The organism is Actinoplanes italicus (assembly GCF_003001815.1).
GTDB lineage: Bacteria > Actinomycetota > Actinomycetes > Mycobacteriales > Micromonosporaceae > Actinoplanes > Actinoplanes italicus.
Map to the genome: position 1 here is coordinate 60,625 of NZ_PVMZ01000008.1, position 24,311 is coordinate 84,935.

A 24,311-nucleotide genomic window follows, 5' to 3' on the forward strand; every position below is an offset into this window, starting at 1 on the left:
AGGGAGGGGTCGGTCCGGCGCGGGGAACCGCCGTCTGGGTTGACGCTCACTCCATCGACTCTAACGACAGGTCCGGACGCGGCGTCACACCGGCGAGATCGGCCGTGACCGCCGGCGTGTCCAGCAGGGCGGCGATCGGGCCGTGGCCGGGCAGCTCGGCGTCCGGCTCGACCGCGTGCCACGGCAACAGCACGAAGGCACGCAGGTGGGCGCGCGGGTGCGGCAGCGTCAGCTCGGGATCGTCGTCGACGACCGGCGTCCCGCGGTCGTCCCGCACGGCGATGACGTCCACGTCGAGGGTGCGCGGCCCGAAGCGGCGCTCCGGGTCCCGGACGCGGCCCTCGGCCGCTTCGCAAGCCTGTGCGCGGGTCAGCCACTCCCGGGCGGTCACCGTGACGTCGTCCACGATCAGGACCGCATTGAGGTACGACGGCTGCGCGGCGTCCCCCCACGGCGGTGTCTCGTAGACCCCGGAGACCTCCACAGGGGTCAGCAGGGTGACCGCGGCACGCAGGTGGGCGAGCCGGTCGCCGAGGTTGCTGCCGACGGACAGCACGGCGCGGGTCACCCGCGGATCCGGCGCACGGTCACGGCCACGTCGGCGAACTCGTGCGGGATCGGTGCCTGTGGCTTGTGCACGGTCACCTCGGCGGCCTGCACCCGCGGGTCGGCCAGGCACACGTCGAGGAGCCGGTCGGCGAGCCGTTCCAGCAGATTGACCGGCTCGCCGGTGAGCACCCCGGCCAGTGCCGTGGCGAGCTCGCCGTAATGAACGGTGTCGGTGACGTCGTCACTGCGCGCGGCCGGGCCCAGGTCCAGGTCCAGGGTCACGTCGACGACGAAGTCCTGGCCCTGCTCGCGCTCGAAGTCGTACACACCGTGGTTGCCCTTGGCCCGCAGCCCGGTGAGGGTGATCCGCCCGTTCATCTGTTCTCCGTTCCCAGTCGGGGTGAGCCCGTCGCCCGCCAGACGGCGAGCGCGTCGGCGGTCGCCCGCACCTCGTGGACCCGTACGCCCCAGGCGCCGGCGGCGACCGCCAGTACCGAGGTGGCCAGCGTCGCCGCCTCGCGCTCGTCCACCGGCCGCGGCGTGCCGTCCGGTCCGGCGAGAAGCCGGCCCAGGTACGTCTTGCGACTGGCCGCGAAGAGGACCGGGAAGCCGAGCCCGACGAGACTGCCGAGGTTCGCGCTGAGCGCCCAGTTGTGCTCGGGCAGCTTGGCGAAGCCGAGGCCCGGGTCGAGCACGATCATGCCGGGGTCGACACCGGCCGCGACCGCCTCGTCGGCGCGGGCCCGCAGCTCGTCGCGGACCTCGCGGACCACGTCGTCGTAGACGGCGAGCCGCTGCATGTCGCGGGAGTGGCCACGCCAGTGCATCAGGATCCACGGACAGCCCGCCGCGGCGGCGACCGACGCCATGTCCGGGTCGGCCAGGCCGCCGGAGACGTCGTTGATCACCACGGCGCCGGCCTTCAGCGCGGCCTCGGCGACCGCCGCGCGGGTGGTGTCGATGCTGACCGGTACGCCCTGGGCGAACAACCGCTCGATCACCGGCACGACCCGGCTGATCTCGGTCTGCGCGTCCACGCGCTCGGCGCCCGGCCGGGTCGACTCGCCACCCACGTCGATGACGTGCGCGCCCTCCTGAAAAAGGCAGACACCGTGCTGAACCGCGGCGTCGACACCGGTGTATCTACCACCGTCAGAGAAGGAGTCCGGCGTGACGTTGAGGACACCCATCACGACCGGGTGATCCCGGCGAAGCAGTTCAGCCCCTGTGAGCTGCGCGTCTGTCGGCGAATTGGACACACGTGAAGGGTACGGGGCACGGGTGATTCGAACAGGCGTACGATGCCGTGTGACTGTGAATCACGCACTCCTTCACCTTGGGTAACGAAACGGGCGCTTGTTGCTCGCAAGTACGGGCCGTACTCTTCGGAACTGGGCATCATGAAGTGACCGAAGAGAGCAGAGACGAGCATGGCAGTGCCCGAACGGCTCACTCGACGCGGTGAGTCAGAGGTAGCACCATATGGGCGTTGCCGTACGGCTTCACAACTGCAGCGTGTCCGTACCCCCCACGGACACCGGGAGGTTTACCGATGATCGCCACCGAGATCGCCATCCTGGCGGCAGAGCCATCAGGCAGCATCAACACCGAAGGCATCGTCACCTTCTTCGCGAGCAACATCGCTCCGATCCTGCTCGCGGTGCTCGGCGTGATCTTCATCGGCCGGGCCAGCAGAGGTGAGATCTCGAAGGTCCTCACCAGTTCGGCGATCGCGATCGTGGGCCTGGCGTTCATCGCCGGCGCCGCGACGCTGTTCTTCGTCGGCGAGTCGATCATCGACCTGATCTTCAACTGAGATGCGGCTCCGGACCGACGACGACATCTACCGGGCGCGCCTGGTCTACCTCGGCCCGCCCGGCTACACACTGCCCGTACACCTGCCCTACGCGCAGTACGGCATGTTCGTCGTTCTAGTGCCGCTCTTCATGGCCATCCACTACGCGCTCACGCTCGAGTTCGACCCGTTCCCGGCCTGGGAGATCGCCCTCGCCATGGTGTCGACCTCGTACGTGTTCCGGCATGTCGACCCGGACCGACCGGCCCGCGTCGTCATCCGCACCGCGCTCACCGACTGGCGCCGCACCCGCGAGCCGGCCGTGGAACAGCGCGATCCCCGACTTGTCGCCACTCGCATCCGCGTCCGGGAGGAGTTGGTATGACCAGTTGCCAGGTCGTCCGCGCATACGAGGTCCACGCATGACCGGAACGTATCCGCACGGGCATCCCCGCGCGGACGCATCGTCCCCGGGCAGGCAGAGTAACGGTGTGCGTTCGGACAACTACTCCTCGCCTGATTCGCTCGACGACGCCGAAGAGTTCGTCGCCGCGCCCGGACACGGTGGAGTGGGCGTCTTCCAGGCACCGCAACCGGTGCGGCCGCGTGGCGCCGTCGACACCAGTATGGACATCGACTCGCCGTTCCTGGACCTGTTCGGTGGAGCAGCGGTTACCCCGAAGAGTGATCCGCAAACGCCACCCGCCTCACGTCCGGTTGCGACACCCCCGATCCCGGCAGCGCCGCCGGTCGCACCGGCCCCCGTCTCACCGGCGCCGGTCTCCACCCCGCCGGCCATCTCGGCTCCGCCCGCGCCGGTCGCGGGACCGCCGCCGGTCGCCGCGCCGCCCCACGGCTGGAACGGCACCTCGTACCCCACCCCGGCACCGGCCGCGCCGGAACCCGCCTACTTCCCCGAGAACGGCCACGTCCACGAGAACGGCCACGTGGTCGCGCCGGATCCGGTGGACGACGACGAGCTGCTCGACTTCGAGGACTGGCCGCCCGCCCAGCCGATCGCCCGCCCCCTGTCCTGGGAGCAGCCGGCCGTCGCGGCGGCGCCCGCTCCGATCGCGCCCATGCCGGCCGCCGACCCGGCGCCGCTGCCCGTCCCGGTCCCCGAGAAGGCCCCGGCCCGGCGCAAGGAGAAGGCGCCCGCCAAGCGCAAGGAGAAGAAGGAGCCGACGCCGGCTCCGCTGCGGCCGCAGAAGCTCAAGTTCAACGACCGGGACCCGTCCGTCGAGCTGGCGATCAGCGAGATCGCCGGGCACCTGACGTTCACCCAGAGCACCGTGACGGCGTGGTACTACCTGCCCGAGGTGCGCTGGGCCTTCCGCCCGGACGCCGAGCGCGAGGCGCTGCTCAGCGCCATCTCCGAGCAGTACGCCGGCCTCGCCGGATTCCGGCTGCACCTGCGCCGCACCACCCGCCCCTTCCCGGCCGACGAGTGGGCCCGCACCGTCGACTCGTTCACCACCAAACCGCTGGCCGACGTGCACGGTGCCACCTCATGGTCGGACCACCTGGTCGCGGCCCAGCGGCACCTGCTCTCGGTCAACCACGCGGAGGGGCAGACCTTCCTCGGCGTCACGTTCGCGCGGCGGTCGCTCGGCGACACCTTCTCCGAGCGGATCCTGCGCGCCTTCGGCAAGGGCACCTCGGACGGCGAACGGCGCAAACTCGGCCGGACCGTCGAGCAGTTCGACGAGGTGCTCAACGCGTTCGGCATGCGCGGGCGGCGGGTCACCCCGCAGGAGCTGGAGTGGCTGCTCTACCGCTCGGTGGCGCTCGGCATGGCCCCGCCGGGACTGCTCTCCCCGGTCACCAACGGGCACTGGGAGACCGGTGACCTGCTCGCGCTCACCGAGGCGGTGGAGCGCTACCGGACGCCGTACGGCTCGACCGTGAAGCTCGTCAACCGCATGTCCGGCGAGGAACGCCACGTGGCCGTGCTCTCCGTCGGCCGGATGGAGCCGCTGGAGATCCCGGAGAAGCACGAACCGTGGATGCACTTCCACGAGCGGCTTCCCTGGCCCATGGAGCTGTCGTCGCGGATCGACATCCTCGGCTCCAACAGCTCGTTCAAGAATCTCGAGCACCGGCTCCGGATGATCCGGTCCCAGCAGCTCGACTACGCCGAGCACGGCATCGACGCGCCGCCCGAGCTGGAGCGCCTCGCCAAGCGGGCCCTGGTCATCGGCGACGAGATGACCACCGGGCTGCCCGTCGAGTCGGCCCGTGCACATGGCTGGCACCGGCTCGCGGTCAGCGGCGCCACCCGCGAGGAGTGTCTGGAGCGGGCCCGGCGGCTCATCCAGCTCTACTCGCGCGAGCTGCGGATCTCCCTGCAGCACCCGAAGAACCAGGACCAGCTGGCCCGCGAGTTCATCCCGGGCGAGCCGATCGCCAACACCGGCTACGTCCGGCGGATGCCGGTCAAGCTGCTGGCCGCGGCGCTCCCGCAGGCGGCCTCGACGGTCGGCGACCGCCGGGGAGACCTCATCGGGCGTACGTCCGGCACGTGCCGTCGTCCGGTCTTCCTCGACCTGCACTTCCCGATGGAGGTACGCGAGCGCTCCGGTCTGGGTGTGTTCGTGGCCGAGCCGGGCGGTGGCAAGTCGACCCTGATGGGTGCGCTCGGCTACCTCAACGCCCGCCGCGGCGTGCAGGTGACCCTGCTCGACCCGTCCGGCCCACTCGCCCGCCTGTGTCAGATGCCCGAGCTCCGGCCGTACAGCCGGGTCCTGAATCTGACCGGTTCGGAACAGGGCACCCTCGCTCCCTACTCGCTGATCCCGACCCCGGTGCGCTCGGAATTCCCGACCGGACCGGCCGGCGACCGGGAGTACGAGATCGCCGTCTCCAACGCGCGCGCCGAGCGGCGGATGCTCGTGCAGGACATCTGCTCGATGCTGGTGCCGCCGCAGGTCGCCAAGGAGGCGTCCACCGCCACCCTGCTCCGGCACGCGGTGCGGCAGGTGCCGGCCGAGGAGACGTCCACTCTCGACGACGTCGTGCGTACCCTCCAGGCGCTCGACAACGACGAGGGCCGGGAACTCGCCAACCTGCTCCTCGACACCGCCGAGATGCCGCTGGCGCTGCTGTTCTTCGGCCACCCGCCGCCGCACCTGCTCGGCGCCGACGCGGCCCTCACCGTGATCACCATGGCCGGACTGCGGCTACCCGACCTCAAGATCGAGCGGGAGTACTGGTCGGCCGAGGAGTCACTGGCCCTGCCGATGCTGCACACCGCACACCGGCTCGCGGTCCGGCGCTGCTACGGCGGCTCGATGTCCTCCCGCAAGATGGTCGGCCTGGACGAGGCCCACTTCATGGAGGGCTGGCGCTCCGGCCGGTCGTTCCTGGTCCGTCTCGCCCGCGACTCCCGTAAATGGAACCTGGCCGCCCTCGTGGCCTCCCAGAACCCGCGCGACATCCTCGGCCTCGACGTGCAGAACCTGGTCTCCACGGTCTTCGTCGGCCGGATCGCCGAGGACCAGGAGATCGCCTCCGAGGCACTGCGGCTGCTGCGGGTCCCGGTCCACGACGGGTACGAGGCGACGCTGGCGTCCCTCTCCCAGGTCGACACATCCTCCCAGCAGCGACTCGGCTTCCGTGAGTTCGTGATGCGGGACGTGGACGGCCGGGTCCAGAAGGTACGCGTCGACGTCTCGTACGTCGACGGACTGCTCGAACACCTGGACACGACACCGGGCGTGGCACCGACACAGGTCGTGCCTCTCCCGTCCGACCTGGAGGTTTGAGATGGTGCGGCGGGGGCTGGCGTTTCTCACGACATTGGTCGTCGCGATGGTGGCGTCGATCGCCTGGGCGGTCGCCGCACCGAGCGGGGCGGCGGCGGCCCCACCGGCACAGGTTCCCGGCGGCGCCTGCAGCGTCGAGGAGTGGCAGCAGGACTTCCGGGCCTGTGTCGACCGGCTCGCCGAGGTCACCGGTGCGCGGGCCACGTGCCTCGACCCGCCGACACCGAGCACGCCCGACTCCGGCCTGGCCGGCTGGTTCGCCGAACGTCCCGCCTCGTCGACCAAGAACAGCTTCCCCGGCCTCTACAGCGACTACGGCTACGCCGGGTACAACTTCGTCACCTACGACATGGAGGGCGGCTGCGCCTCCACCGTCGTCGCCGCCGATCAGAAGTTCGAGACGACGATCGCCAACGGCGAGTTCATGATCGCCACGGCGGTGATCGGCGCCTCGAACGCACTGCGCGAGCGGGCCTGGAACCCGGAGACCCTCTGGGGCTGGGCCGACCCGCTGGTCGACCAGGCCACCAAGGCCGTCTACCAGAAGGTCTTCACCGTCTTCGGCGTGATCACCCTCGCGGTGGTCGGTCTCTACCTGCTCTGGCGCTCCCGGCAGGCCGAGATGGGCGCCGCCACGACGACCGCGGGCTGGGCGATCTTCATCATGGTCGTGGTCACCGCCATCGCTTCATGGCCGGTGCAGTCAGCCAAGATCGCCGACCAGAGCCTGATCACTTCGCTCGGCGTGGTGCACGAAGCAGTAGGACCGCAGCCCAAGGAACGCGTCGGAGAATGCGCCCTCGGACCTGACGCATGTGCCGACAAGCGCCCACCCGCGGTGCGCGCCAGTGACACCGCAACCGAGACCATGCTCTACCGCAACTGGCTTCGGGGCGTTCTCGGTTCCGCCGACAGCCAGACGGCCAAGAAGTACGGTGAAGCGCTCTACGACGCCCGCTCGCTGAGCTGGGAAGAGGTAAAACAGATCCGCGCGTTCCCCGCAACTCGCGACGGGACGCTGGACCTCAAGAAGACCCAGTGGTCGAAGGTCGCCGAGCAGATCCGCACCGAGGATCCGGAAGCCTACGAGTACCTCCAGGGCGCGAAGGGGATGGAGCGGGTCGGCGCCGGCTTCATCGCGATGCTCGCCGCGATCATGTACGCGATGTTCGACATCACCGCCTCCCTCCTGGTCCTGCTCGGCTTCCTGATCTTCCGCTGGGCCGTCATCGCGGCGCCGATCCTCGGCACCATCGGCCTCCTGCGGCCGGCGAGCGGCGGCGTGCGGCGGCTGGGCAACGCGGTCGTCGCGGCGCTGTTCAACATCGCGATCTTCGGTACGGGCGCGGCGATCTACCTGTTCGCCGTCGACCTGATCATGAACACCGCGAGCCTGGCCGGCTGGCTCCAGGTGGTTCTGGTCTGGCTCTGCGGCGTGGTCGGATGGCTGCTGCTCCGGCCGTACCGGCGGATCACCCAGCTCGGCGGCAAGGACGGCGCCGCCGCGATCGCCTCCGGCGGATCCTGGCACCGGCGCTTCTTCCGCGACATGCGGGAGGCCGCCAAGCTCGACATCGCCGAGCCCGGAGGTACCCGGGAACCCACCTTCGGCAAAGGCAACATGCTGGAGCAGCGCAATCTGCGCCCGGAGGCCCGGCTCGAGGACGCCTCGACGAACCAGCGCCGGGAGAGCACCGAGATCGTCCCGGTCGCCGGTCCGCCGACCCGGCCGGACGGCAACGAGAGCGTGCGCGACGACAGTCCGGCCCCGGCGCAGACCGGAAAGGGCCGGGCCGCCCCGTCCCGGACGCGCGGCGCCTCCGACTGGACCGAGCCGGACGTCTCGGAACGGCCGTCATCGTTCGCGATCTACCGGCCCGAGACCGGCGCGACCAGTGAGGAGCCGGCCAGCCCGCGGGTGCGCTCCGAGGCACGGTGAGTGGGATGTCCGGTCTGGTAGCGCGCACCCTCAACGGGATCTTCCGGTCCCGCTGGGGCATCGCCGTCGTCATCGCCGTGATGGTGCTGGCGGTGGTCGGAATCGGACGGGTCTTCTCCGACGGAGACTCCACCTCGCCGCTCGGCAACGGCAGTCCGGCTCCGGCGATCAGCATCAACCCCTCCGACGACGACAGCGTCGTCTCCTCCGATCCGCCACCCACACCCCGGACCAGTCCCGGACGGGCTCAGCCGGAGGCCGTCGCCTACGCGTTCGCCTCCGCGTGGGTCGACCACGACGGCGTGACCGCGAAGAAGTGGCTCAACCGGCTCCAGCCGAACGCCACACCGCGGCTCACCGACCAGTTGCGCGGCGCGGACCCGGCCGGGATACCGGCCGACCGGATCATCGGCCGGCCCAGCCTGGTCACGATCAACGCCACCATGGTCAACGCGACCGTCACGATGGACAGCGGAAAGCTCGGTCTCCGCCTGGTGGCGCCGGAAGGACACTGGCTGGTCGACGGCATCGACTGGACGCCGGCATGAAGTTCCGGCGGCCGCGCAAGGCGGTCCTCATGGTCGCCTTGGTCGTCACGCTCGCCCTGCTGTGCTGCGGCGGCAGCGTCACCGTTCTGCTGCTGAACGGGGTGATCAACGATAATGAACGCAGCTTCCTGAACGCCTCCCTCGGCTGCGGCAAGGGCGGGGCCGTCGATCCGGACTCCAAGATGCCCGACATCAGTGGGTACAACGCATCCCAGATCCGCAATGCCGCGATCATCATCAACGTCGGCTCCGACCTGGGCCTGCCGCCGCGCGCCTGGGTGATCGCGGTGGCGACCGCCATGCAGGAGTCCGCGCTGGTCAACCTCGGACACCTCGGCAAGAGGAACGACCACGACTCGCAGGGGCTCTTCCAGCAGCGGCCCAGCTCCGGCTGGGGAACGCCGGCCCAGGTGCGGGACCCGGTCTACGCCAGCACGAAGTTCTACAGCAAGCTCCAGACGATCCCGGGATGGGACAAGATGCCGCTGACCGACGCGGCGCAGGCGGTGCAGATCAGCGCCTACCCCGACGCGTACGCCAAGCACGAGCCACTGGCCACCCAGATCGTCAACATGCTCGCGGACGGCGCGGCCAACGCGGTCGGCAACTCGGTGGCCATGGAGTGCGCGGCGTCCGGGGCGGTCGCCGCGTCCGGCTGGACGATCCCGCTCAAAGGGCCGGTCGGCTCCGGGTTCCGCAGCCGCTCCCGCCCCAACCACCAGGGTGTCGACATCAGTGTGGACAAGTACCGGCCGATCTTCGCGGTGGCCAGCGGCGTGGTGTCGATGGTGAAGTGCGACGAGGACTTCCGCGGCCGCAAGACCTGCAATGTGGACGGATACCCGGGCAAGGGCGGGTGCGGGTGGATGGTCGAGATCATCCATGCGGGCAACGTGATGACGCGCTACTGTCACATGGTGCAACGGCCCTTCGTGCGCGAGAACCAGCAGGTCGCGGCCGGTGAGCTTCTCGGACGGGTGGGCAGCAGCGGCAACTCGTCCGGTCCGCACCTGCACTTCGAGGTGCATCTCGGCAACGACCGGTCGAGTGCCGGAGCAACCGACCCGGTCAGGTTCATGCAGCAGCAGGGCGCTCCGTTGGGGAACGAGGAATGAGCAGCGGATCGATGCCGGACCCGTTCAACGGCCGGCGCGAGGGGGCGCTGGAGTCACCGCGTCCGATAGTGCCCACTCCGGCGACCATGGCGGGAGATCTGCGGGGCCGTCGGGTCCTGGTCGGGCTGCCCGGCCACGGCTGGCGGGGTGATCTGCGGGCCGACGAGAAGGTCATACAGGGCAGCCGTACGTACGTCCCGGTGATGCCCGAGGCCGAGTGGTACCGCGCCGAGTCCGAACGCACCGAGGTCTTCGCCGCGCTGGTTCCGGTCGAACGCGTCTGGGTCGAGGAGCTCGGCTTCTCCGGGACCACCACGCCCGGCGCAAAGGTCAATCAGCTGGTCTCCCTCGACGAGCCACCGCGCCGCCCGCCGGTGTCGGCCATCGACGCCGACTCGCTGACCGGCCGCCGGGTCACACAGATCCTCGACGACGGGACCGAACGCCGTGGCCTGCGGGCGGTGACCGAGTCGCACGTGAGCGACGACGGGACCGTCACCGTGCGGGTGGCACAGGAACTCGACTGGTACCGCTGGGGCTGGAGCGGCAAGCTCCCCCGCACGCTCGAGGTCCCGGCCCACCTGGTGTGGGTCGAGTAACGCCTACGACGTCTGCTCAGCTCCACAGACGCGCCAGCCATCCTGATCCACAACCGCGAGCTGCCAGGTGCTTCCGTCGCGGCCCGCGCGGCCGGCGAGAGTGCGGGTGACATCGACGTTCACCGCACCCGCAGTCCCGTTGACGTTCAGAGCAACGATCGACCACGAGAACGAAATGGTGGTCGAGAACTGCTGCTCACGCTGTTGGGTGTCGCCTCGATACGACGTGAGCTGCGAGAAGTCGCCCGAATCGCACTGGTAGAGCCGTGCCGCGTTGTCGTCCCGGTTCCTCAGATATGCGCCGAGAAAATCATTGACCACCGCGTCCGGGTTCGATCGTTTGATCTCGGTGGCCTCGTCGTAGAGGACGATGAACGTGCCCACCCCACCCGCGCAGAGCAGGGCCATCACCCCACCGGTGAGAGCCAGCATCAGGCGGGCCCGCCGACTCTGAAACCGGCCTCCCCGCCCGGCCGGACGACCACCAGGCACCGCCGGCGTCGTCACACTGCCACTCTCGGACGGCCGCGGCGCCGGGGGCGTGAAGCCGGCGTCGGTCTCAGGCTCTCGCGGTCCCATGTGTACGACAGTAGTTCGTCCATCGGACTCATCCCTGATCGCCGTCCACGGTCACGCCCCGCCCAGCGTGATGAACTCGGTGTCGGTACCCCAGTGCCGCAGCACCTCGACCACCGCGTCCTTGATGACGGCGAGGTCCTCGGCCGGGATCGGCTCACCGTCGTCCCAGGCCGGTACACGCGGCAAATAGATGCCGTGACTCCCGATCCCCCGGTCCACCGGCAGGATGACGTTGCGGCCCCGATACTCCGCCCGCATCGTCTCCCTATCGACGCTGAGCAGGACCACTCCCGTGTCGGTCCGCGCCGCCTGGCTGTCGAGCTCCTGCACACCCATCCCTACTCCGTCCACCATCATGCGTCGGGATCGATGACACTTATCTTCGTCACTGCCGAATTCTGCTCCAAGGCCGGCTTCTCAACGGTGTTCCAGATGCTGTTGACACGCGGGTTGTGCGACCAGGCCGTCACCTCACCCTGAGCGCCTTCGGCGTACCGCTCGGAGAGGCGTCTCCAGATGTCCTCGGCCTGGCCGGTTCGGATCGGAGAGCCGTTCTCGAACAGCAGCAGATCGTCGAACCTCTCGCCACCCGGGGTCTGTTCGAGCGTCACCCGTGTCACGCCGTCAGTGTGTTTCTCGGCGAAGACGCGCATCGGCGTACCGTCGGTGGCCTTGCCTGAATAGAAGTTGGCGCCGTCGACAGGGCTCCGGACGTCGGCGAGTTCGACCTCCCGCATCAGCCGGTGGAACTCCGAGTTCTGCCCGAAGTGCGTGGCCAGATCCCCGGCGTGCCGGGCGGCGGTCTTGGTGCCCGCGGTACGCAGCAGTTCGGCCGCCTGACGGAACATCTGCGCGATCTCGCCCTCGACCACCTGCAACGCCTTGCGGACGAGCTGCCGGCAGGCGAGCCGGCTGGCCGCCACGAAGATCGGGATCTCCGCGAGGGTGGCCCCGGCGGTGGCGACCGAGGTGGCGATCGCCTGCCCGACCTGGAAAGCGAGCAGCGTGAGCTGGGCGAGGTAGGCGGTCTTGAGGGCGACCGTGACACCCGCCATGGCGATCAGCCCGGCACCGATCAGCTCGACGGCGGTGGCGGCGTCGTCGAGGTGGCGCCCGGGGCCGTCCGCGCCGTTCCACCACTGCTCGAAGGCGTCGACGGAGGCGCCCTCGTTCTCCAGCCACACCCGGCGGGCGGCCGCGTCGGCCTCGGCCGCGTGCCGGCGCAGCCGGGTGCCGTGCTCGATCCAGGCGAGTCCGTCAGCGTGCAGGCGGTCCTCGTCGGCCTGCGGCCAGCTGAGGCCGAGCCACTCCAGCGGCTCGGTGAGTTCGGCGGGCAGCTCGATGGTCATGAGCGCCGCCCGGGATCCGCGCCGGTCAGGTCGGCGGCGCCCGTCAGATCGGCCGAGGCGATGGCCCGGGCCTGCAGGTGAAGATCAAGGGCGGCTTCGCCCATCTGCTGTACGTGTGAGCCGAGTGCCTGGAGTGCGTGGCCGAGGACAGCCTGGTAGGCCAGAGCGAACACGCTGCCGCTCTCGTCGTCGCCCCACGGGTTCCCGGCGCCGATCACGGTGGACTCCAGGGCGGCGACGTCGTCGGCCATCCGCTGCGCGACTCCGGCCAGGGTGCTGCCCGCGGCGGCCACGTTCGCCGGATCGAGATTCAGCCGTACGCTCATCGCCGCACCGCCCGCCGGGAGAGGTCGTGGAGGGCTTCCGAGATCTCGGCGAAGCGTCGCTCGGCCGCGGTGTTGACGTCGGCCACCGCGTCCTCGAAGGAGGGCGGCTCGGGCATCCGCATCCCGTCCTGAGCCTCGGTGACGGCGTCGAAGAGGGCCGTCCGCAGTTCGTCGACGGTCAGTTCGGTGACCTGCGGATCGAGGACGACGTCCCACAGCCGGCCGGCGCCGTCGAGCTCGATGCGCACGAGTCCGCCGGCACCCTCCCCGGCCGAGGCGATGTAGTCGGGGGAGGATTCCGCCTCGTTCGTGGAGCGGGCTTGTCCGTCGTAGCCCCGGGTGGCGTCCACCTCTACCTCCTTCGTGCGGTTCCCTGTACATGCGAATACCGCAGATGCACGCTCCGAGTTCAAACCAGTACGCAACGTCCCGCCTGAAGTCGAGATTGGACGGATGCGGCCGGGTCCGGCACGAAAGTCGCACCGGGGACGCAACGCGGAGTCGGGTCGGGTCTGGGATAGGTTTTATTCCGCGGGATAGGAGGTGACGGCAGTGGCGGATTCGACTCTGCGGGTCCGGCAGGCCGCTGCTTTGCACCGGCAGGCGGTAGCGACGGCGGATGCGGCCGCTGTCGCGTTGGAGGCGTTCGCGCCGGCCGCCGCCGACCCTCGCGAGCAGCATCGTCTCGCCGACCGGTTGCGTGCGGCGGCCTCGGCGCTGGCGCCGGGCTGGCTGGGTTCGACGCTCGACGCGTTGTCCCCGGTGGCGCCGCTGGGCGGGCCGGCGTTGCCGCGGTTCGTACGGGTGGGTCTGGCGCAGCCGCTGGATGACGTGCGGTTCCCCGCCGTCGTGCCGCTGCTCGGCACGGGCCATCTGACGGTCGACGCGACGGCGACCGATCCCCGGGTTTTCGGCCTGCTCCGATCGTTGCTGCTGCGTCTGCTGGCGACCGCTCCGGCGGGATCGCTGCTGGTGCGCGCGGTGGACGGGGTGGGTGGCGGTTCGGTGTTCGCGCCGTTCGAGGAACTGGCCGACGCGGGTCTGTTGTCCCCGCCGGCCACCGACCGGCAGGGCCTGCGTGACGTGCTGTCCGAGGCGGAGAAGTGGCTGCGCCCGGCGCGGGCCGGTGCCGGCCGCCGTGACCGGCGCGACCGGATGCTGCTCGTGGTGATCGCCAGCCTGCCGGAGATGACCGAGGGCGAGGAACTGCGGCGGATTGCCGCGCTGGCCCAGCAGGGCCCGGACTCCGGCCTGCACCTGATCGTGGCGGGCTGGCCGCCGCCTCCGCTGACCGCCGAGACGACGCAGGCGCCGCTGCCGCGGACGACGGCCATCTCGGTGCGCAATCCGTATGCGATCGTCGGCGATCCGCCCGGCGGCACGTTCGGCTCGACGGCGGACGCCCCGTGGCTGAACGCCCCGGTCTTCCTCGACGAGGATCCGCCACCGCACCTGATCGACGCGGTCTGCCGGGAACTGGCCGCCGACTCCGAGGTGGCGTCCCGGGTGACGCTGACCGACCTGCTGCCGGAGCCGGCCGAGGAGATGTGGTCGCAGGACGCGGCGGCCGGTGTGGAGACGGTGGTCGGGCATCACGGTGAGGTGCCGCTGGTGCTGCGCTTCAACGACCTGACCCCGCACTGGATGATCGGCGGCCGGTCGGGTGCCGGCAAGACCGCCTTCCTGATCAACGTGTTGTACGGCCTGGGCACCCGGTACAGCCCCGACCAGCTGGCGCTCTACCTGCTGGACTTCAAGGAGGGCGTGTCGTTCTCCGAGTTCGTGCCGACCCAGCGCGACCGTACGTGGCTGCCGCACGCGCGGGCGGTCGGTGTCGAGTCCGACCGGGAGTACGGCCTGGCCGTGCTGCGCGAGCTGGACGCGGAGATGGGCCGGCGCTCGCTGGCGTACAAGAGGGCCGGGGTCTCGCGTTTCGCGGATCTGCGCGCGGTCGCCGAGGAGGAGGGTCGCGGCCGTCCCCTGCCCCGGATCCTCTGCGTGATCGACGAGTTCCAGGTGCTGCTGGCCGGCAACGACCCGATGGCTGCCGAGGCGGTCGCGCTGCTCGAGTCGCTGGCGCGCAAGGGCCGGTCGTACGGCATCCATCTGGTCCTGGCCAGCCAGACCGTCCTCGGTGTCGAGGCGCTGTACGCGAAGCGCGATTCGATCTTCGGCCAGTTCCCGGTGCGGATCGCACTGCCGGGCGGCGGTGACGTGCTGGAGCCGACGAACGATTCGGCGGCGGGCCTGCCGATGGGCAGCGCCGTGGTGAACACGGCCGGAGGCCTGGGCGGCCCGCGCGGCGCGACCCGCGGTCATGAGCGGGTGGTCCGGTTCCCCGACCCGCACGCCGATCAGAAGCTGCTCAGCGACCTGCGGCACCGGCTGTGGGGTGCGCGCGATCCGGAGTCGCAGCAGCCCCTGGTCTTCGCCGGTTACGCCGAGCAGCACCTGGCCGACGATCCGACCTACCGGGCGGCGCTGGCGGGCCGGGTGTCCCGGCCGGCCGCGCTGGTGGGCCGGGTGATCGACGTACCGCTGACGTCGGCGGCGTTCCCGCTGGACTCGTCGCCCGGCCGGCATCTGGCCGTCCTGGGCTCGCAGACGGCCGGGGCCGAGGTGCTCGACGCGGCGGCCCGCAGCCTGGCCGCCTGCCACGCGCCGCGGACCGCCCGTTTCGTGATCGCGTCGCTGGTCGCCGAGGGTGACGAGCGGGCCGCGGCCCTGGCCGCCGAGATCGGCCACCGGCAGGACGTCGAGATGGTCGACGCGGCCGGGCTGGCCGCTGAGCTGTCCGCCGAGCGGCCCGGCTACCGGGTGGTCTTCGGCATGGACGCGGCCCCTCCGGGCACGCTGGGCGGCCTGCGCGCGCTGTTGCGGGAGGGACCGAGCGCCGGGGCGCACCTGCTGTCGTGGTGGCGCGGCGTGCGCCGGTTCAGTGAGGAGATCGGCGGCAGCATGGGCCGCGAGGACGTGGCCGGGCTGGTCTTCCTGAACGTGCCGCAGTCCGATGTGTCGCTGCTGCTGGGGCGGCCCGTGGACTGGCAGCCCCGGGAGAACCGGGCGTTGCTGCACGACAGGCACGCCGACCGCACGGTGACCGTGGTCCCGTTCGTAGACCCTGAGAGTGACGAGTCGTGACCGAGCAGGCCGAACAGCATCTGATCCCGGCACAGTCGGGGCCACCCGCGCCGGGTCCGTGGGACGACTATCTGGCCGCCGCACGGGAGCTGGACGCGGTTCGCCGGGTGGCGAGTTCGGTGGCGGGTGAGCATGCCACGACGGTGGCGGCGGCACGGCAGGAGCTGACGTCGGTACGGGCGCGGCTCGCACCGCAACGCGCGCGGCTGGCACGCGATTTCCGCGTACCCGAGAATGAACTGATCCCGCACCCGGCGGAGCAGGCGGCGGCAATGGACCGGGTGGCCGGGGGGCCGCCGGCCGTGCTGGCCGCGCTGCGCGAGGCCCGGGCCACCGCGGACGCCGCGGACAACGCCTTCATCGGGCCCGCGCCGGTCGGTCCGGAGCGGCCGTGGGCACGCAACATGCTGGTGTACGGCCCGTTCGCCGGCGCCGTGCTGCTGGTGCAGGTCTTGCTGTTCCTGGTCGCACCGCCCGACTCACCGTCCACCTATGCGCTGCTGTGCGGCCTGAGCATGCCGTTGCTGGCGTTCGGGCTGGGCTGGACGACGATCGGGTTCGTCTACGGCGGCGAGGGTGTGAAGGTCGATCGGACGCCGGTGCTGGGGCTGATCACGTGTCTGACGCCGGTGTTGCTGACGTGCGCGGGAACCGGCCTGCAGGCGCTCTTGTAACGCTCTTCCGGCCGGGAACCCGCACCCCTCCCGCCCGGCTCCCAAAGCACTTCCGGCCGGGCACCCGCACCCCTCCCGCCCAGCTCCCAAAGCTCTTCCGGCCGGGAACCCGCACCCCTCCCGCCCGGCTCCGAAGCACTTCCAACCGGGAAAGGAGAAACGGTGGCAAATGTCGAAGAGGTCAAGGTCAGCGTCGCGGCGACGGTTGACGGCGCGCAGCGGGCCGTCGCCGGCATCAAGGCCGTGTCGGATCAGCTGGACGAGGCGCTGGCCCGGATGCGGATGACGGCCGTCGGCTCGTTCCATCCGGCTGCGGCGGCCGCGATCGCGCATCTGGAGCAGGCTCGGACCCGGCTGGACGAGGCGGTTCAGCTCACCCACGCGGCCGTCGACTCGGCCAACCAGTACCGCAACATGATCTAGCGGGGATGCAGAAAGGCCGGCCCTCGATGGTGGACCGGCCTGGAAGCTGTCGCTCAGCGGGCGTTTATCAACGCCATCGCTTCGGCGCGGACCTTGCCGTCGGTCTGGAAAGCGCCGCGCACCGCGCTCGTCACGGTCCGTGCGCCGGCCTTACGGATGCCGCGCATCTCCATGCAGAGGTGCTCGCACTCCAGGACGACGATCGCGCCCCGGGCGCCGAGCTGCGCCATGAGCAGGTCGGCGATCTGGGAGGTGAGGCGTTCCTGGACCTGGGGCCGGCGGGCGAAGACCTCGACGAGCCGCGCCAGTTTCGACAGGCCGGTGATGCGCCCGTCGGTGCCGGGGATGTAGCCGATGCTCGCCACACCCTTGAACGGCAGCAGGTGGTGCTCGCACATGCTCTGCACTTCGATGTCGCGGACCAGCACGAGTTCCTCGTGGTCCGCCTCGAAGCTGGTGGTGAGCACGGTGGCCGGGTCGACCCGGAGCCCGGCGAAGAGCTCGGCGTAGGCCCGGGCCACGCGGGCCGGGGTGCGCTGCAGCCCGTCACGGTCCGGGTCCTCACCGACGGCGATGAGGATCTCCCGGACCGCTTTCTCGATCCGCCCGAGGTCGACGGCATCCTCCACCGGGGTTCCGGTGAGCTTGCCGTCGACCAGACGGGCGGCCAGGTAGTCGAGTTCGCCTGACGTACTGATTGAACTTTTTTCAACGTGGCGACGCCCCGCAGTTTCCGGCTCGATGCCAGGTTGAAAAACGTTCACTAGTTGCTGCCTTCCGAACCGTTCGCGTTCGGGTTGTGCCCGACCGCGATCTGCCCGTCGGCCTCGGCCTGAGCCTTCAGCTTGTCCCGCTCCGCGGGAGTCAGCACCGGCGGTGCCTCGGACGGGAGCCGCTTGCCGAAGCCGTTGAACGGCGACATGGGCGGACGCTTGGCGACCCGGGCACAGATCCGGTTCATGTCCTCCTGCGTGATGGTCTCCTTCTCCATCAGCTCGAGGACCATGTTGTCGAGGACGTCGCGGTACTCGACCAGGATCTCCCAGGCCTCGTCGTGCGCCAGCTCGATCAGGGCCCGGACCTCGCCGTCGATGTCGGCCGCGACCGCGTCCGAGTACGACTTCTCGTGCCCCATGCTGCGACCCATGAACGGCTCGTCACCGGTGCTGCCGTACTTGACGGCGCCCAGCTTGGAGCTCATGCCGTACTGCGTGACCATCGCCTTGGCGAGGCTGGTGGCCTTCTCGATGTCGTTGCCGGCGCCGGTGGTGGGCTCGTGGAAGACGAGCTCCTCGGCGGCCCGGCCACCCAGCGCGTACGCCAGGGTGTCGATCATCTCGGCACGGGTCTGGGTGTACTTGTCCTCGGTCGGCAGCACCAGCGTGTGACCCAGTGAGCGGCCACGCGGCAGGATCGTCACCTTGTGCACCGGAGCGGAGTGCGGCAGAGCGTAGGCGACCAGCGCGTGTCCACCCTCGTGGTACGCGGTGATCTTCTTCTCCTTGTCGCTCATCGCCCGGGTACGGCGCTCGGGGCCGGCGATGACCCGGTCGATCGCCTCCTCGAGGAACTCGTTGGAGATCGCCCGCTTCTCGTTACGGGCGGTCAGCAGCGCGGCCTCATTGATCACGTTGGCCAGGTCGGCGCCGGAGAAACCGGGCGTGCGGCGGGCCACCGAGTCGAGGTCGACGTCGGGCGTGAACGGCTTGCCCTTGGCGTGCACCCGCAGGATCGCCTTGCGGCCTTCCATGTCCGGGTTGTCGACCGGGATCTGCCGGTCGAAACGGCCGGGACGCAGCAGTGCGGGGTCGAGGATGTCGGGCCGGTTGGTGGCCGCGATCAGGATGACCCCACCCTTGGTGTCGAAGCCGTCCATCTCGACGAGCAGCTGGTTGAGCGTCTGCTCGCGCTCGTCGTGACCGCCGCCCATGCCGGCGCCACGGTGGCGGCCGACTGCGTCGATCTCGTCGACGAAGACGATCGCCGGAGCGTTCGACTTGGCCTGCTCGAAGAGGTCGCGGACCCGGCTCGCGCCGACACCGACGAACATCTCGACGAAGTCCGAACCGGAGATGGAGTAGAACGGCACACCGGCCTCGCCGGCGACGGCACGCGCCAGCAACGTCTTACCGGTACCCGGGGAGCCGAAGAGCAGCACGCCCTTCGGGATCTTGGCACCGAGTGCCTGGTACTTCGTCGGGTTCTGCAGGAAGTCCTTGATCTCCTGCAGCTCCTCGACCGCCTCGTCCGAACCCGCCACGTCGGCGAACGTCGTCTTCGGCGTGTCCTTGGTGATCATCTTCGCCTTGGACTTGCCGAAGTTGAGCACACGCGAACCGCCACCCTGCATCTGCGACATGAACAGCAGCAGCAGGACCACGAGGATCGCGATCGGCAGCAGGTTGATCAGAATGCTGAGGAGAATGTTGTCGCCGGACACCGTGGTGTCGACCGGACCGGAGATCCGGCCCTGCTTCTTGGCCTGGTCGACCTGATTGAAGATCTCGTCGGTCAGCTCGTACGGGTACTGAGCCTCGATCTTGTCGGTGCTCTTGCCGTCGAACGTGGCCGACTGCTCCAGATCGATCTGGAGCGTCTGCTCCTTGTCCTTCTGGACGACCTTCTTGATTCCGGGCTGGTTCAGACGGTCCAGCGCGACCGATGTCTCGACCCTCTGGTAGCTGGGACCACTGGTGAATACAGTGCTCAGCGCGACTACGCCGATGATCACCAGAATGATCCAGACCACCGGGCGGCGGAAGAAACGCGTACGTTCCATACTGTTGTCGGGCGCCAAGCGCCCGGACCCTCCTGATCGGCGTCCTGGTCACCTCAACGTCACCGCCCACCGGCGGCTGCCGAGGCCGTTTCCGGCCCCAGCCCCTCCAGCGCTCGTGACACCACGCCATCGGTCACTCGACGGTACACCGTACGTGCCGATTACGAACCCGTGAGCCCGCAGGGCTAACGACACGTACGCACGGTTAAATCAGGGCGGTTCAGGTGCAAAAACGCCCATACTGAACCAATACTGAGAACACGCTGAGAAAGCGGTTCAGCTACGGGCGTACACCTCGGGCTTGAGAACGCCCACATAAGGGAGCTCTCTGTACCTCTCGGAGAAGTCCAAGCCGTAGCCGACCACGAACTCGTTCGGGATGTCGAAGCCCACATACCGCACCGGGACCTGCACCTTGACCGCGTCCGGCTTGCGGAACAGGGCCACCACCTCGACGCTCGCCGGCTGACGCGACTCCAGGTACTTCATCAGCCAGGAGAGTGTCAGTCCGGAGTCCACGATGTCCTCGACGACGAGCACGTGCCGGCCGGTGATGTCCCGGTCCAGGTCCTTCAGGATCCGCACCACGCCCGAGGAGGTCGTCCCCTGCCCGTACGACGAGACGGCCATGAACTCCATCTCGGTCGAGGGGCCGTGCTTGCCCAGCGCACGGGCGAAGTCGGCCATGAACATGACCGCGCCCTTCAGCACACAGACGAGAAGGATGCCGCCGTCGGCGTCGGTGTGGTCCACGGACACCTGCTTGGCCAGTTCGTCGATCTTGTCCCGGATCTGTTGCTCCGAGATGATCACGTGGTCGATGTCGGCGTCGTACCAAGAGCCATCAGCCATGACGCCTAGCCTGCCGTATCGAAGTTACCGTTCGGCGAACGGGGCCTCTTTCCGAACCGGATGCCTCAGCTGATATTGGGCAGAACCACCCGAACGAGGTCCCCGGAGCGGCGTTCCACACTGATTCCGGCCGGCAGGAACACCGGCCCCTGACCGTGCCAGTCGGTCACCAGAGCGTCCAGGGCGACCACATGGGCGTACGCCAGCGCGCCGCCCGGAGCACCCAACTCCCCCGCCCAGCGGTGCAGCACACGGCCACGGATCGCCGGGCGGAAGCCGGCCAGCACCGGCACCGACAGCCCCGCGGCGGACCGGGCCGACTCCAGCGCCTCCGCCGACAACTCGTCGAGGGCGGCGTTGTCCGCCGCGACCAGCGACGCCGTCCGGGCCAGGTTGGCCAGCACCGCCGGGCCCAGTGCGTCGACCAGCGAGGGCAGCGCCGAAGCACGGACGCGCGACCGCGCGTACGCCGGATCGGTGTTGTGGGGATCCTCCCAGGGCGCCAGGCCCAGCGCGGCACACGCCTTGCGGGTGTCGGCCCTGGCCACGTCCAGCAGCGGGCGCCGGAAGATCCCGCGTCGCGCCGGCATCCCGGACAGGCCCCGCGGCCCGGCACCCCGGGCCAGCGCCAGCAGCACCGTCTCGGCCTGGTCGTCGCGGGTGTGCCCGAGCAGCATCGCGGCCGCGCCCAGCTCGGCCGCGGCGTCGCTGAGCGCGGTGTAACGCGCGCTGCGGGCCGCCGCCTCGGGACCACCGGGCAGCCCGGCGACCGAGACCGTCTCGATCCGCACCGGGTCGAACCCGGAGTCGCGGGCCCACGCGGCCACCGACCGTGCCCGCCGGTCGGACCCCTCCTGCAGACCGTGGTCGACAGTGACCAGTCCGACAGGGCGACCCGAGAAACGGGCCGCCGAGGCGAGTGCCAGTGAATCGGCTCCGCCCGAACACGCCACCAGGATCAGGGCGTCGCCGGGCAGGTCGGCCAGACCCCGGCGCACCGCCATGCGCACTGCCGCCACCGGCGGCGGGATCCTGGCCATGGCTAGTGGTGAACCCTCGCCACCCAGGCGTCCGGGTCGCCGAGCTCCTCCAGGCGCGGCAGGGTCAGCGGCGACTCGAAGATCTTGTTGAAGCCGTCCATGCCGACCCGCTCGTGCACCCCGTGGACGAATTTGCGGCCCTCGGCGTACTGCCGCATCTTGACCTCGATGCCGAGAACCCGGCGCACCGCCTTCTCCAGCGGGTTGCCGCCCTCGCGGCGCCGGTTGAACTTGGCCCGGATCGACTCGACGGACGGGATGACCTCGGGGCCGACGCCGTCCATCACGAACTCGGCGTGGCCCTCCAGCAGGGTCATCAGCGCGGTCAGCCGGTCGAGCACCGCACGCTGGGCCGGAGTCTGCACGATGTCCAGCACCGAGACCCGGCTCTCCTCGTCGCGCAGCGCGTCGGAGAGCGTGGCAACGCCGCGGCGCAGCCGCTCCAGGATGTGCTCGCCACCCTGCGAGGCGTCGACGAACGCCTGCACCTCGCCCAGGAAGTAGCCCCGCATCCACGGCACCGCGGTGAACTGTGTGCGGTGGGTCACCTCGTGCAGGCAGACCCAGAGCCGGAAGTCACGCGGGTCGGCGTCGATCTTGCGCTCGACCTCGACGATGTTCGGAGCGTTCAGCAGCAGCTGACCCGGATCGCCGGAGAACACCTCATATTGTCCGAGGACGCGGCCGGACAGGTAGGCCAGCACCGTCCCCGCCTGCACACCGGTCACCCGGGACCCGATCGCGTCGGCCAGCGGCCCCGGCTCCTTGTCGCCCGACAGGCGGGTGACCAGCGGGCCGATGATCCGCTGAAGACCGGCGATGTTCACCTTCGCCCAGTCACGACGGTCCACCACCCGGACGGGTGGGACCGGCGTCTGCGAGGTCAGACCGGTGTACGCCGCGACGTGCACGGCCGCCTCATCGGTCAGAGCCCGGAGCTCGTGCACCACCTGAGTGGCTTCCTCGTAGGAGACCGCGGGTCCGGATTTCGACAGCGCGCCCGCGGTGGCGGCGGCCAGATCCCAGTCAACGAACTGCGCCATGCAGCCCACCGTACCCGCGTGGTTCCAGACCGCACTCAGGTGAAACCCCCGATCACAGCCGCGGGGGTCAGCAGCCGCAGGCCACCAACCTGGCCACCACCTCGTCCAGCGCCGAGCGGGCCGTGGTCGCGTCCGCACCGCCCTTCGCCATGATCGCGAACGCGAGCACCCGCTGCTCCCGGGTGATCAGCACACCGGCCAGTGTGTTCACACCGCTCAGCGACCCCGTCTTGGCCCGGACTACGCCCTGCGCCGTCTCGTTGTCGCTGGGCGTGGCGAATCTGGTCTCCAGCGTGCCCGACCAGCCGGCCACCGGCAGCCCGTTGAACATGTTGCCCAGCGCGGGCTGCCTACCCCCGGCGGCCAGCGCCAGCGTCTGAACCAGCAGCGTCGGGGTGATGCCGTTACGGGTCGAGAGACCGCTCGCGTCGAAGAGCTTCGCCTGTTCCGCCGGCAGACCGAGCTCGGTGAGCTTGTCGCCCATCGCCTCGGCCGCGCCCGTGAAACTCGCCTCCTTGCCTGCCGCCAGCGCCACCTGCCGGCCCAGCACCTCGGCCAGCACGTTGTCGCTCTGCTGCAGCATCCAGTCGACGACCTGCACCAGCGGCGGCGACTGGACCTTGCCCAGCTCGGCGCCGGGAGTCCAGGTCGTGGCGGCCGATGCCGTCGGCGCGGGACCTGCGGTGCCCCTTCTGACGGCCGACTGCGAGACGCCGATCATCTTCGCGAAGGCTTTCCCCGCCGCCAGCGCCGGATCACCGGACCGCGGATCACCACCGAACTCGTTGTGCACCGGCTCGATCCGGCCCGCGTTCGTCATCAGAGACTGGATCCGGGCCACCTGGCCACCCGGGATGTCCCCGGCGTCCCATCCGGTCGCCGTCTCCGGCCCCTCGAACAGCGAGGTGTCCACCAGCACCCGGGTCGGTTTCGTACCGCCCAGCGCCTTCTTCACCTGCGCGGCCAGGTCGTCCAGCCGGGCCGCTCCCGGGAACAGGTCCTTGTCGCTCTCACGCACCGCGAGCGACGCGTCCCCACCACCGATGATCACGACCTCGCCCGGGTTCGCACCGGCCACCACGCGCGTCTCCAGCCGGTAGGCCGGCCCCCGCGCCGCCAGCACCGTAGCCGCCGTCAGAACCTTGGTGGTCGAGGCCGGCGTGGTCGGCTTGGTGGGATTGCGCTCGTAGAGAATCGTGTCACTCGCCACATCGACCACCTGAACGTGCACGGTCGGGCCGAGTTCCTTCGCGTTCACCAGCGGATCCAGCGCGGCCTTGACCGCCACCGGATCGGGGGCCGAGCCGTCCGCCTCCGCCGCGACCAGTACCGGCGTCGGCGAAGGTTCCGGCGTGGTCGCCGCCGGGGTCGGTGTGCTGGTCGGCTCGCCGCTCAGCGCGTCCAGCCATCCGTCGACGGGTCCGGGGCGCACCACGATGCCGACGGCGCCGGCCATCGCCACCAAGACCACAACCGCGACGACCAATTTGGTACGGAGTCCGCGTCGCGTCTTCGTCTCGGCGGGACTCTCGCCCGCTCCGGTTCCGATGCCCGGCCCGGTCCCGACACCTGGGGCCACGCCGGGCAGGGTCGCGGGCACACTCGCCCTCGCCGCGCCGGCCGCCACGGAGGCGCGACCGTATGTTCCGGCCTCCGCCGAGCCGGCCTTTCCGGCCACTCCCACGGTCCCTGCCTGCGCGGTCCCCGCCTGCGTGGTCCCTGCCTTCGCGGCCGCTGGGCTTGCGATGCCCGCCGACGCGGCGGCCGCGGTTCCGGCAGCCGGAGTTCCGGCAGCC

General features: G+C 70.2%; 24 protein-coding genes. 10 read left to right on the top strand and 14 right to left on the bottom strand.

Annotation, left to right across the window (positions count from 1 at the left end; translation table 11 throughout):
- Nucleotides 1-46 precede the first annotated feature (46 nt).
- Genes folK through folP form a run of 3 tightly spaced genes read right to left on the bottom strand, consistent with a single transcriptional unit; the run spans nt 47 to nt 1,739 of the window.
- Nucleotides 47-568 carry a 2-amino-4-hydroxy-6-hydroxymethyldihydropteridine diphosphokinase gene (gene folK, locus CLV67_RS20385; RefSeq protein WP_106320719.1) on the bottom strand — a complete coding sequence of 174 codons (522 nt, stop codon included), beginning with the start codon at nt 566-568 and terminating at the stop codon, nt 47-49.
- Nucleotides 565-927, bottom strand: a complete 363-nt coding sequence (gene folB, locus CLV67_RS20390; RefSeq protein ID WP_106320721.1) for a dihydroneopterin aldolase — start codon at nt 925-927, stop codon at nt 565-567. Before folB ends, folK begins: the two co-directional genes overlap by 4 nt.
- The gene (folP, locus tag CLV67_RS20395; RefSeq protein ID WP_106320723.1) at nt 924-1,739 is read right to left on the bottom strand and encodes a dihydropteroate synthase; all 816 of its coding nucleotides are present in this window, start codon (nt 1,737-1,739) and stop codon (nt 924-926) included. The genes folB and folP overlap by 4 nt, the downstream gene beginning before the upstream one ends.
- A gap of 362 nt (nt 1,740-2,101) precedes the next feature.
- Here folP and CLV67_RS20400 point away from each other — a divergent pair, with 362 nt between their 5' ends.
- From CLV67_RS20400 to CLV67_RS20430, 7 genes are read left to right on the top strand one after another with little or no spacing between them, the layout of a single operon-like run.
- Nucleotides 2,102-2,365, top strand: coding sequence for a hypothetical protein (locus CLV67_RS20400; protein ID WP_106320725.1), 264 nt, complete (start codon nt 2,102-2,104; stop codon nt 2,363-2,365).
- Nucleotide 2,366: 1 nt separating this feature from the next.
- Nucleotides 2,367-2,729 carry a hypothetical protein gene (locus CLV67_RS20405; protein WP_106320727.1) on the top strand — a complete coding sequence of 121 codons (363 nt, stop codon included), beginning with the start codon at nt 2,367-2,369 and terminating at the stop codon, nt 2,727-2,729.
- Between the two features lie 37 nt (nt 2,730-2,766).
- Nucleotides 2,767-6,108 (top strand): ATP-binding protein, encoded by a 3,342-nt coding sequence (locus tag CLV67_RS20410; protein ID WP_106320729.1) that lies wholly within the window; start codon nt 2,767-2,769, stop codon nt 6,106-6,108.
- 1 nt (nt 6,109) lies between these two features.
- Nucleotides 6,110-8,047, top strand: a complete 1,938-nt coding sequence (locus tag CLV67_RS20415) for a DMT family transporter (RefSeq protein ID WP_106320731.1) — start codon at nt 6,110-6,112, stop codon at nt 8,045-8,047.
- Nucleotides 8,048-8,052: 5 nt separating this feature from the next.
- Complete coding sequence (locus CLV67_RS20420; RefSeq protein WP_106320733.1) at nt 8,053-8,595, top strand: hypothetical protein; 543 nt, start codon at nt 8,053-8,055, stop codon at nt 8,593-8,595.
- Complete coding sequence (locus CLV67_RS20425) at nt 8,592-9,710, top strand: M23 family metallopeptidase (RefSeq protein WP_106320735.1); 1,119 nt, start codon at nt 8,592-8,594, stop codon at nt 9,708-9,710. The genes CLV67_RS20420 and CLV67_RS20425 overlap by 4 nt, the downstream gene beginning before the upstream one ends.
- Nucleotides 9,707-10,309, top strand: a complete 603-nt coding sequence (locus tag CLV67_RS20430; protein ID WP_106320737.1) for a hypothetical protein — start codon at nt 9,707-9,709, stop codon at nt 10,307-10,309. Before CLV67_RS20425 ends, CLV67_RS20430 begins: the two co-directional genes overlap by 4 nt.
- 3 nt (nt 10,310-10,312) lie before the next feature.
- Here the strand turns inward: CLV67_RS20430 and CLV67_RS20435 are convergent, their stop codons facing one another.
- The 5 genes from CLV67_RS20435 to CLV67_RS20455 form a co-directional block, all read right to left on the bottom strand.
- Nucleotides 10,313-10,816 carry an Rv0361 family membrane protein gene (locus tag CLV67_RS20435; protein WP_239166710.1) on the bottom strand — a complete coding sequence of 168 codons (504 nt, stop codon included), beginning with the start codon at nt 10,814-10,816 and terminating at the stop codon, nt 10,313-10,315.
- A 123-nt stretch (nt 10,817-10,939) separates the two neighbouring features.
- The gene (locus CLV67_RS20440; protein WP_106320741.1) at nt 10,940-11,224 is read right to left on the bottom strand and encodes a hypothetical protein; all 285 of its coding nucleotides are present in this window, start codon (nt 11,222-11,224) and stop codon (nt 10,940-10,942) included.
- A gap of 17 nt (nt 11,225-11,241) precedes the next feature.
- Nucleotides 11,242-12,237 (bottom strand): WXG100-like domain-containing protein, encoded by a 996-nt coding sequence (locus tag CLV67_RS20445; RefSeq protein ID WP_106320743.1) that lies wholly within the window; start codon nt 12,235-12,237, stop codon nt 11,242-11,244.
- The gene (locus tag CLV67_RS20450) at nt 12,234-12,563 is read right to left on the bottom strand and encodes a hypothetical protein (RefSeq protein ID WP_106320745.1); all 330 of its coding nucleotides are present in this window, start codon (nt 12,561-12,563) and stop codon (nt 12,234-12,236) included. Before CLV67_RS20450 ends, CLV67_RS20445 begins: the two co-directional genes overlap by 4 nt.
- Nucleotides 12,560-12,913 carry a hypothetical protein gene (locus tag CLV67_RS20455; RefSeq protein WP_106320747.1) on the bottom strand — a complete coding sequence of 118 codons (354 nt, stop codon included), beginning with the start codon at nt 12,911-12,913 and terminating at the stop codon, nt 12,560-12,562. The genes CLV67_RS20450 and CLV67_RS20455 overlap by 4 nt, the downstream gene beginning before the upstream one ends.
- A gap of 193 nt (nt 12,914-13,106) precedes the next feature.
- Between CLV67_RS20455 and CLV67_RS20460 the strand changes: the two genes are divergently transcribed.
- The 3 genes from CLV67_RS20460 to CLV67_RS20470 all read left to right on the top strand — a co-directional run bounded on the left by CLV67_RS20460 (nt 13,107) and on the right by CLV67_RS20470 (nt 16,801).
- The gene (locus tag CLV67_RS20460) at nt 13,107-15,704 is read left to right on the top strand and encodes an FtsK/SpoIIIE domain-containing protein (protein ID WP_106320749.1); all 2,598 of its coding nucleotides are present in this window, start codon (nt 13,107-13,109) and stop codon (nt 15,702-15,704) included.
- Complete coding sequence (locus CLV67_RS20465) at nt 15,701-16,378, top strand: hypothetical protein (RefSeq protein ID WP_106320751.1); 678 nt, start codon at nt 15,701-15,703, stop codon at nt 16,376-16,378. The genes CLV67_RS20460 and CLV67_RS20465 overlap by 4 nt, the downstream gene beginning before the upstream one ends.
- A 162-nt stretch (nt 16,379-16,540) precedes the next feature.
- The gene (locus CLV67_RS20470; protein ID WP_106320753.1) at nt 16,541-16,801 is read left to right on the top strand and encodes a hypothetical protein; all 261 of its coding nucleotides are present in this window, start codon (nt 16,541-16,543) and stop codon (nt 16,799-16,801) included.
- A gap of 53 nt (nt 16,802-16,854) precedes the next feature.
- Here the strand turns inward: CLV67_RS20470 and folE are convergent, their stop codons facing one another.
- The 6 genes from folE to dacB form a co-directional block, all read right to left on the bottom strand.
- On the bottom strand, nt 16,855-17,499 hold the full coding sequence (gene folE, locus CLV67_RS20475) for a GTP cyclohydrolase I FolE (protein ID WP_203737520.1): 645 nt from the start codon (nt 17,497-17,499) through the stop codon (nt 16,855-16,857).
- Between the two features lie 65 nt (nt 17,500-17,564).
- Entirely contained in the window at nt 17,565-19,580 is a 2,016-nt protein-coding gene (ftsH, locus tag CLV67_RS20480) for an ATP-dependent zinc metalloprotease FtsH (protein ID WP_106320755.1), read from the bottom strand.
- Between the two features lie 276 nt (nt 19,581-19,856).
- On the bottom strand, nt 19,857-20,432 hold the full coding sequence (hpt, locus tag CLV67_RS20485; protein WP_106320757.1) for a hypoxanthine phosphoribosyltransferase: 576 nt from the start codon (nt 20,430-20,432) through the stop codon (nt 19,857-19,859).
- 65 nt (nt 20,433-20,497) lie between these two features.
- Nucleotides 20,498-21,472, bottom strand: coding sequence for a tRNA lysidine(34) synthetase TilS (tilS, locus tag CLV67_RS20490; RefSeq protein WP_106320758.1), 975 nt, complete (start codon nt 21,470-21,472; stop codon nt 20,498-20,500).
- A 2-nt stretch (nt 21,473-21,474) separates the two neighbouring features.
- Complete coding sequence (locus CLV67_RS20495; RefSeq protein ID WP_106320760.1) at nt 21,475-22,515, bottom strand: zinc-dependent metalloprotease; 1,041 nt, start codon at nt 22,513-22,515, stop codon at nt 21,475-21,477.
- A 67-nt stretch (nt 22,516-22,582) separates the two neighbouring features.
- A complete protein-coding gene (dacB, locus tag CLV67_RS20500; protein ID WP_307833889.1) occupies nt 22,583-24,094 on the bottom strand; it encodes a D-alanyl-D-alanine carboxypeptidase/D-alanyl-D-alanine endopeptidase in 1,512 nt (503 codons plus the stop codon).
- Between the last annotated feature and the right edge of the window lie 217 nt (nt 24,095-24,311).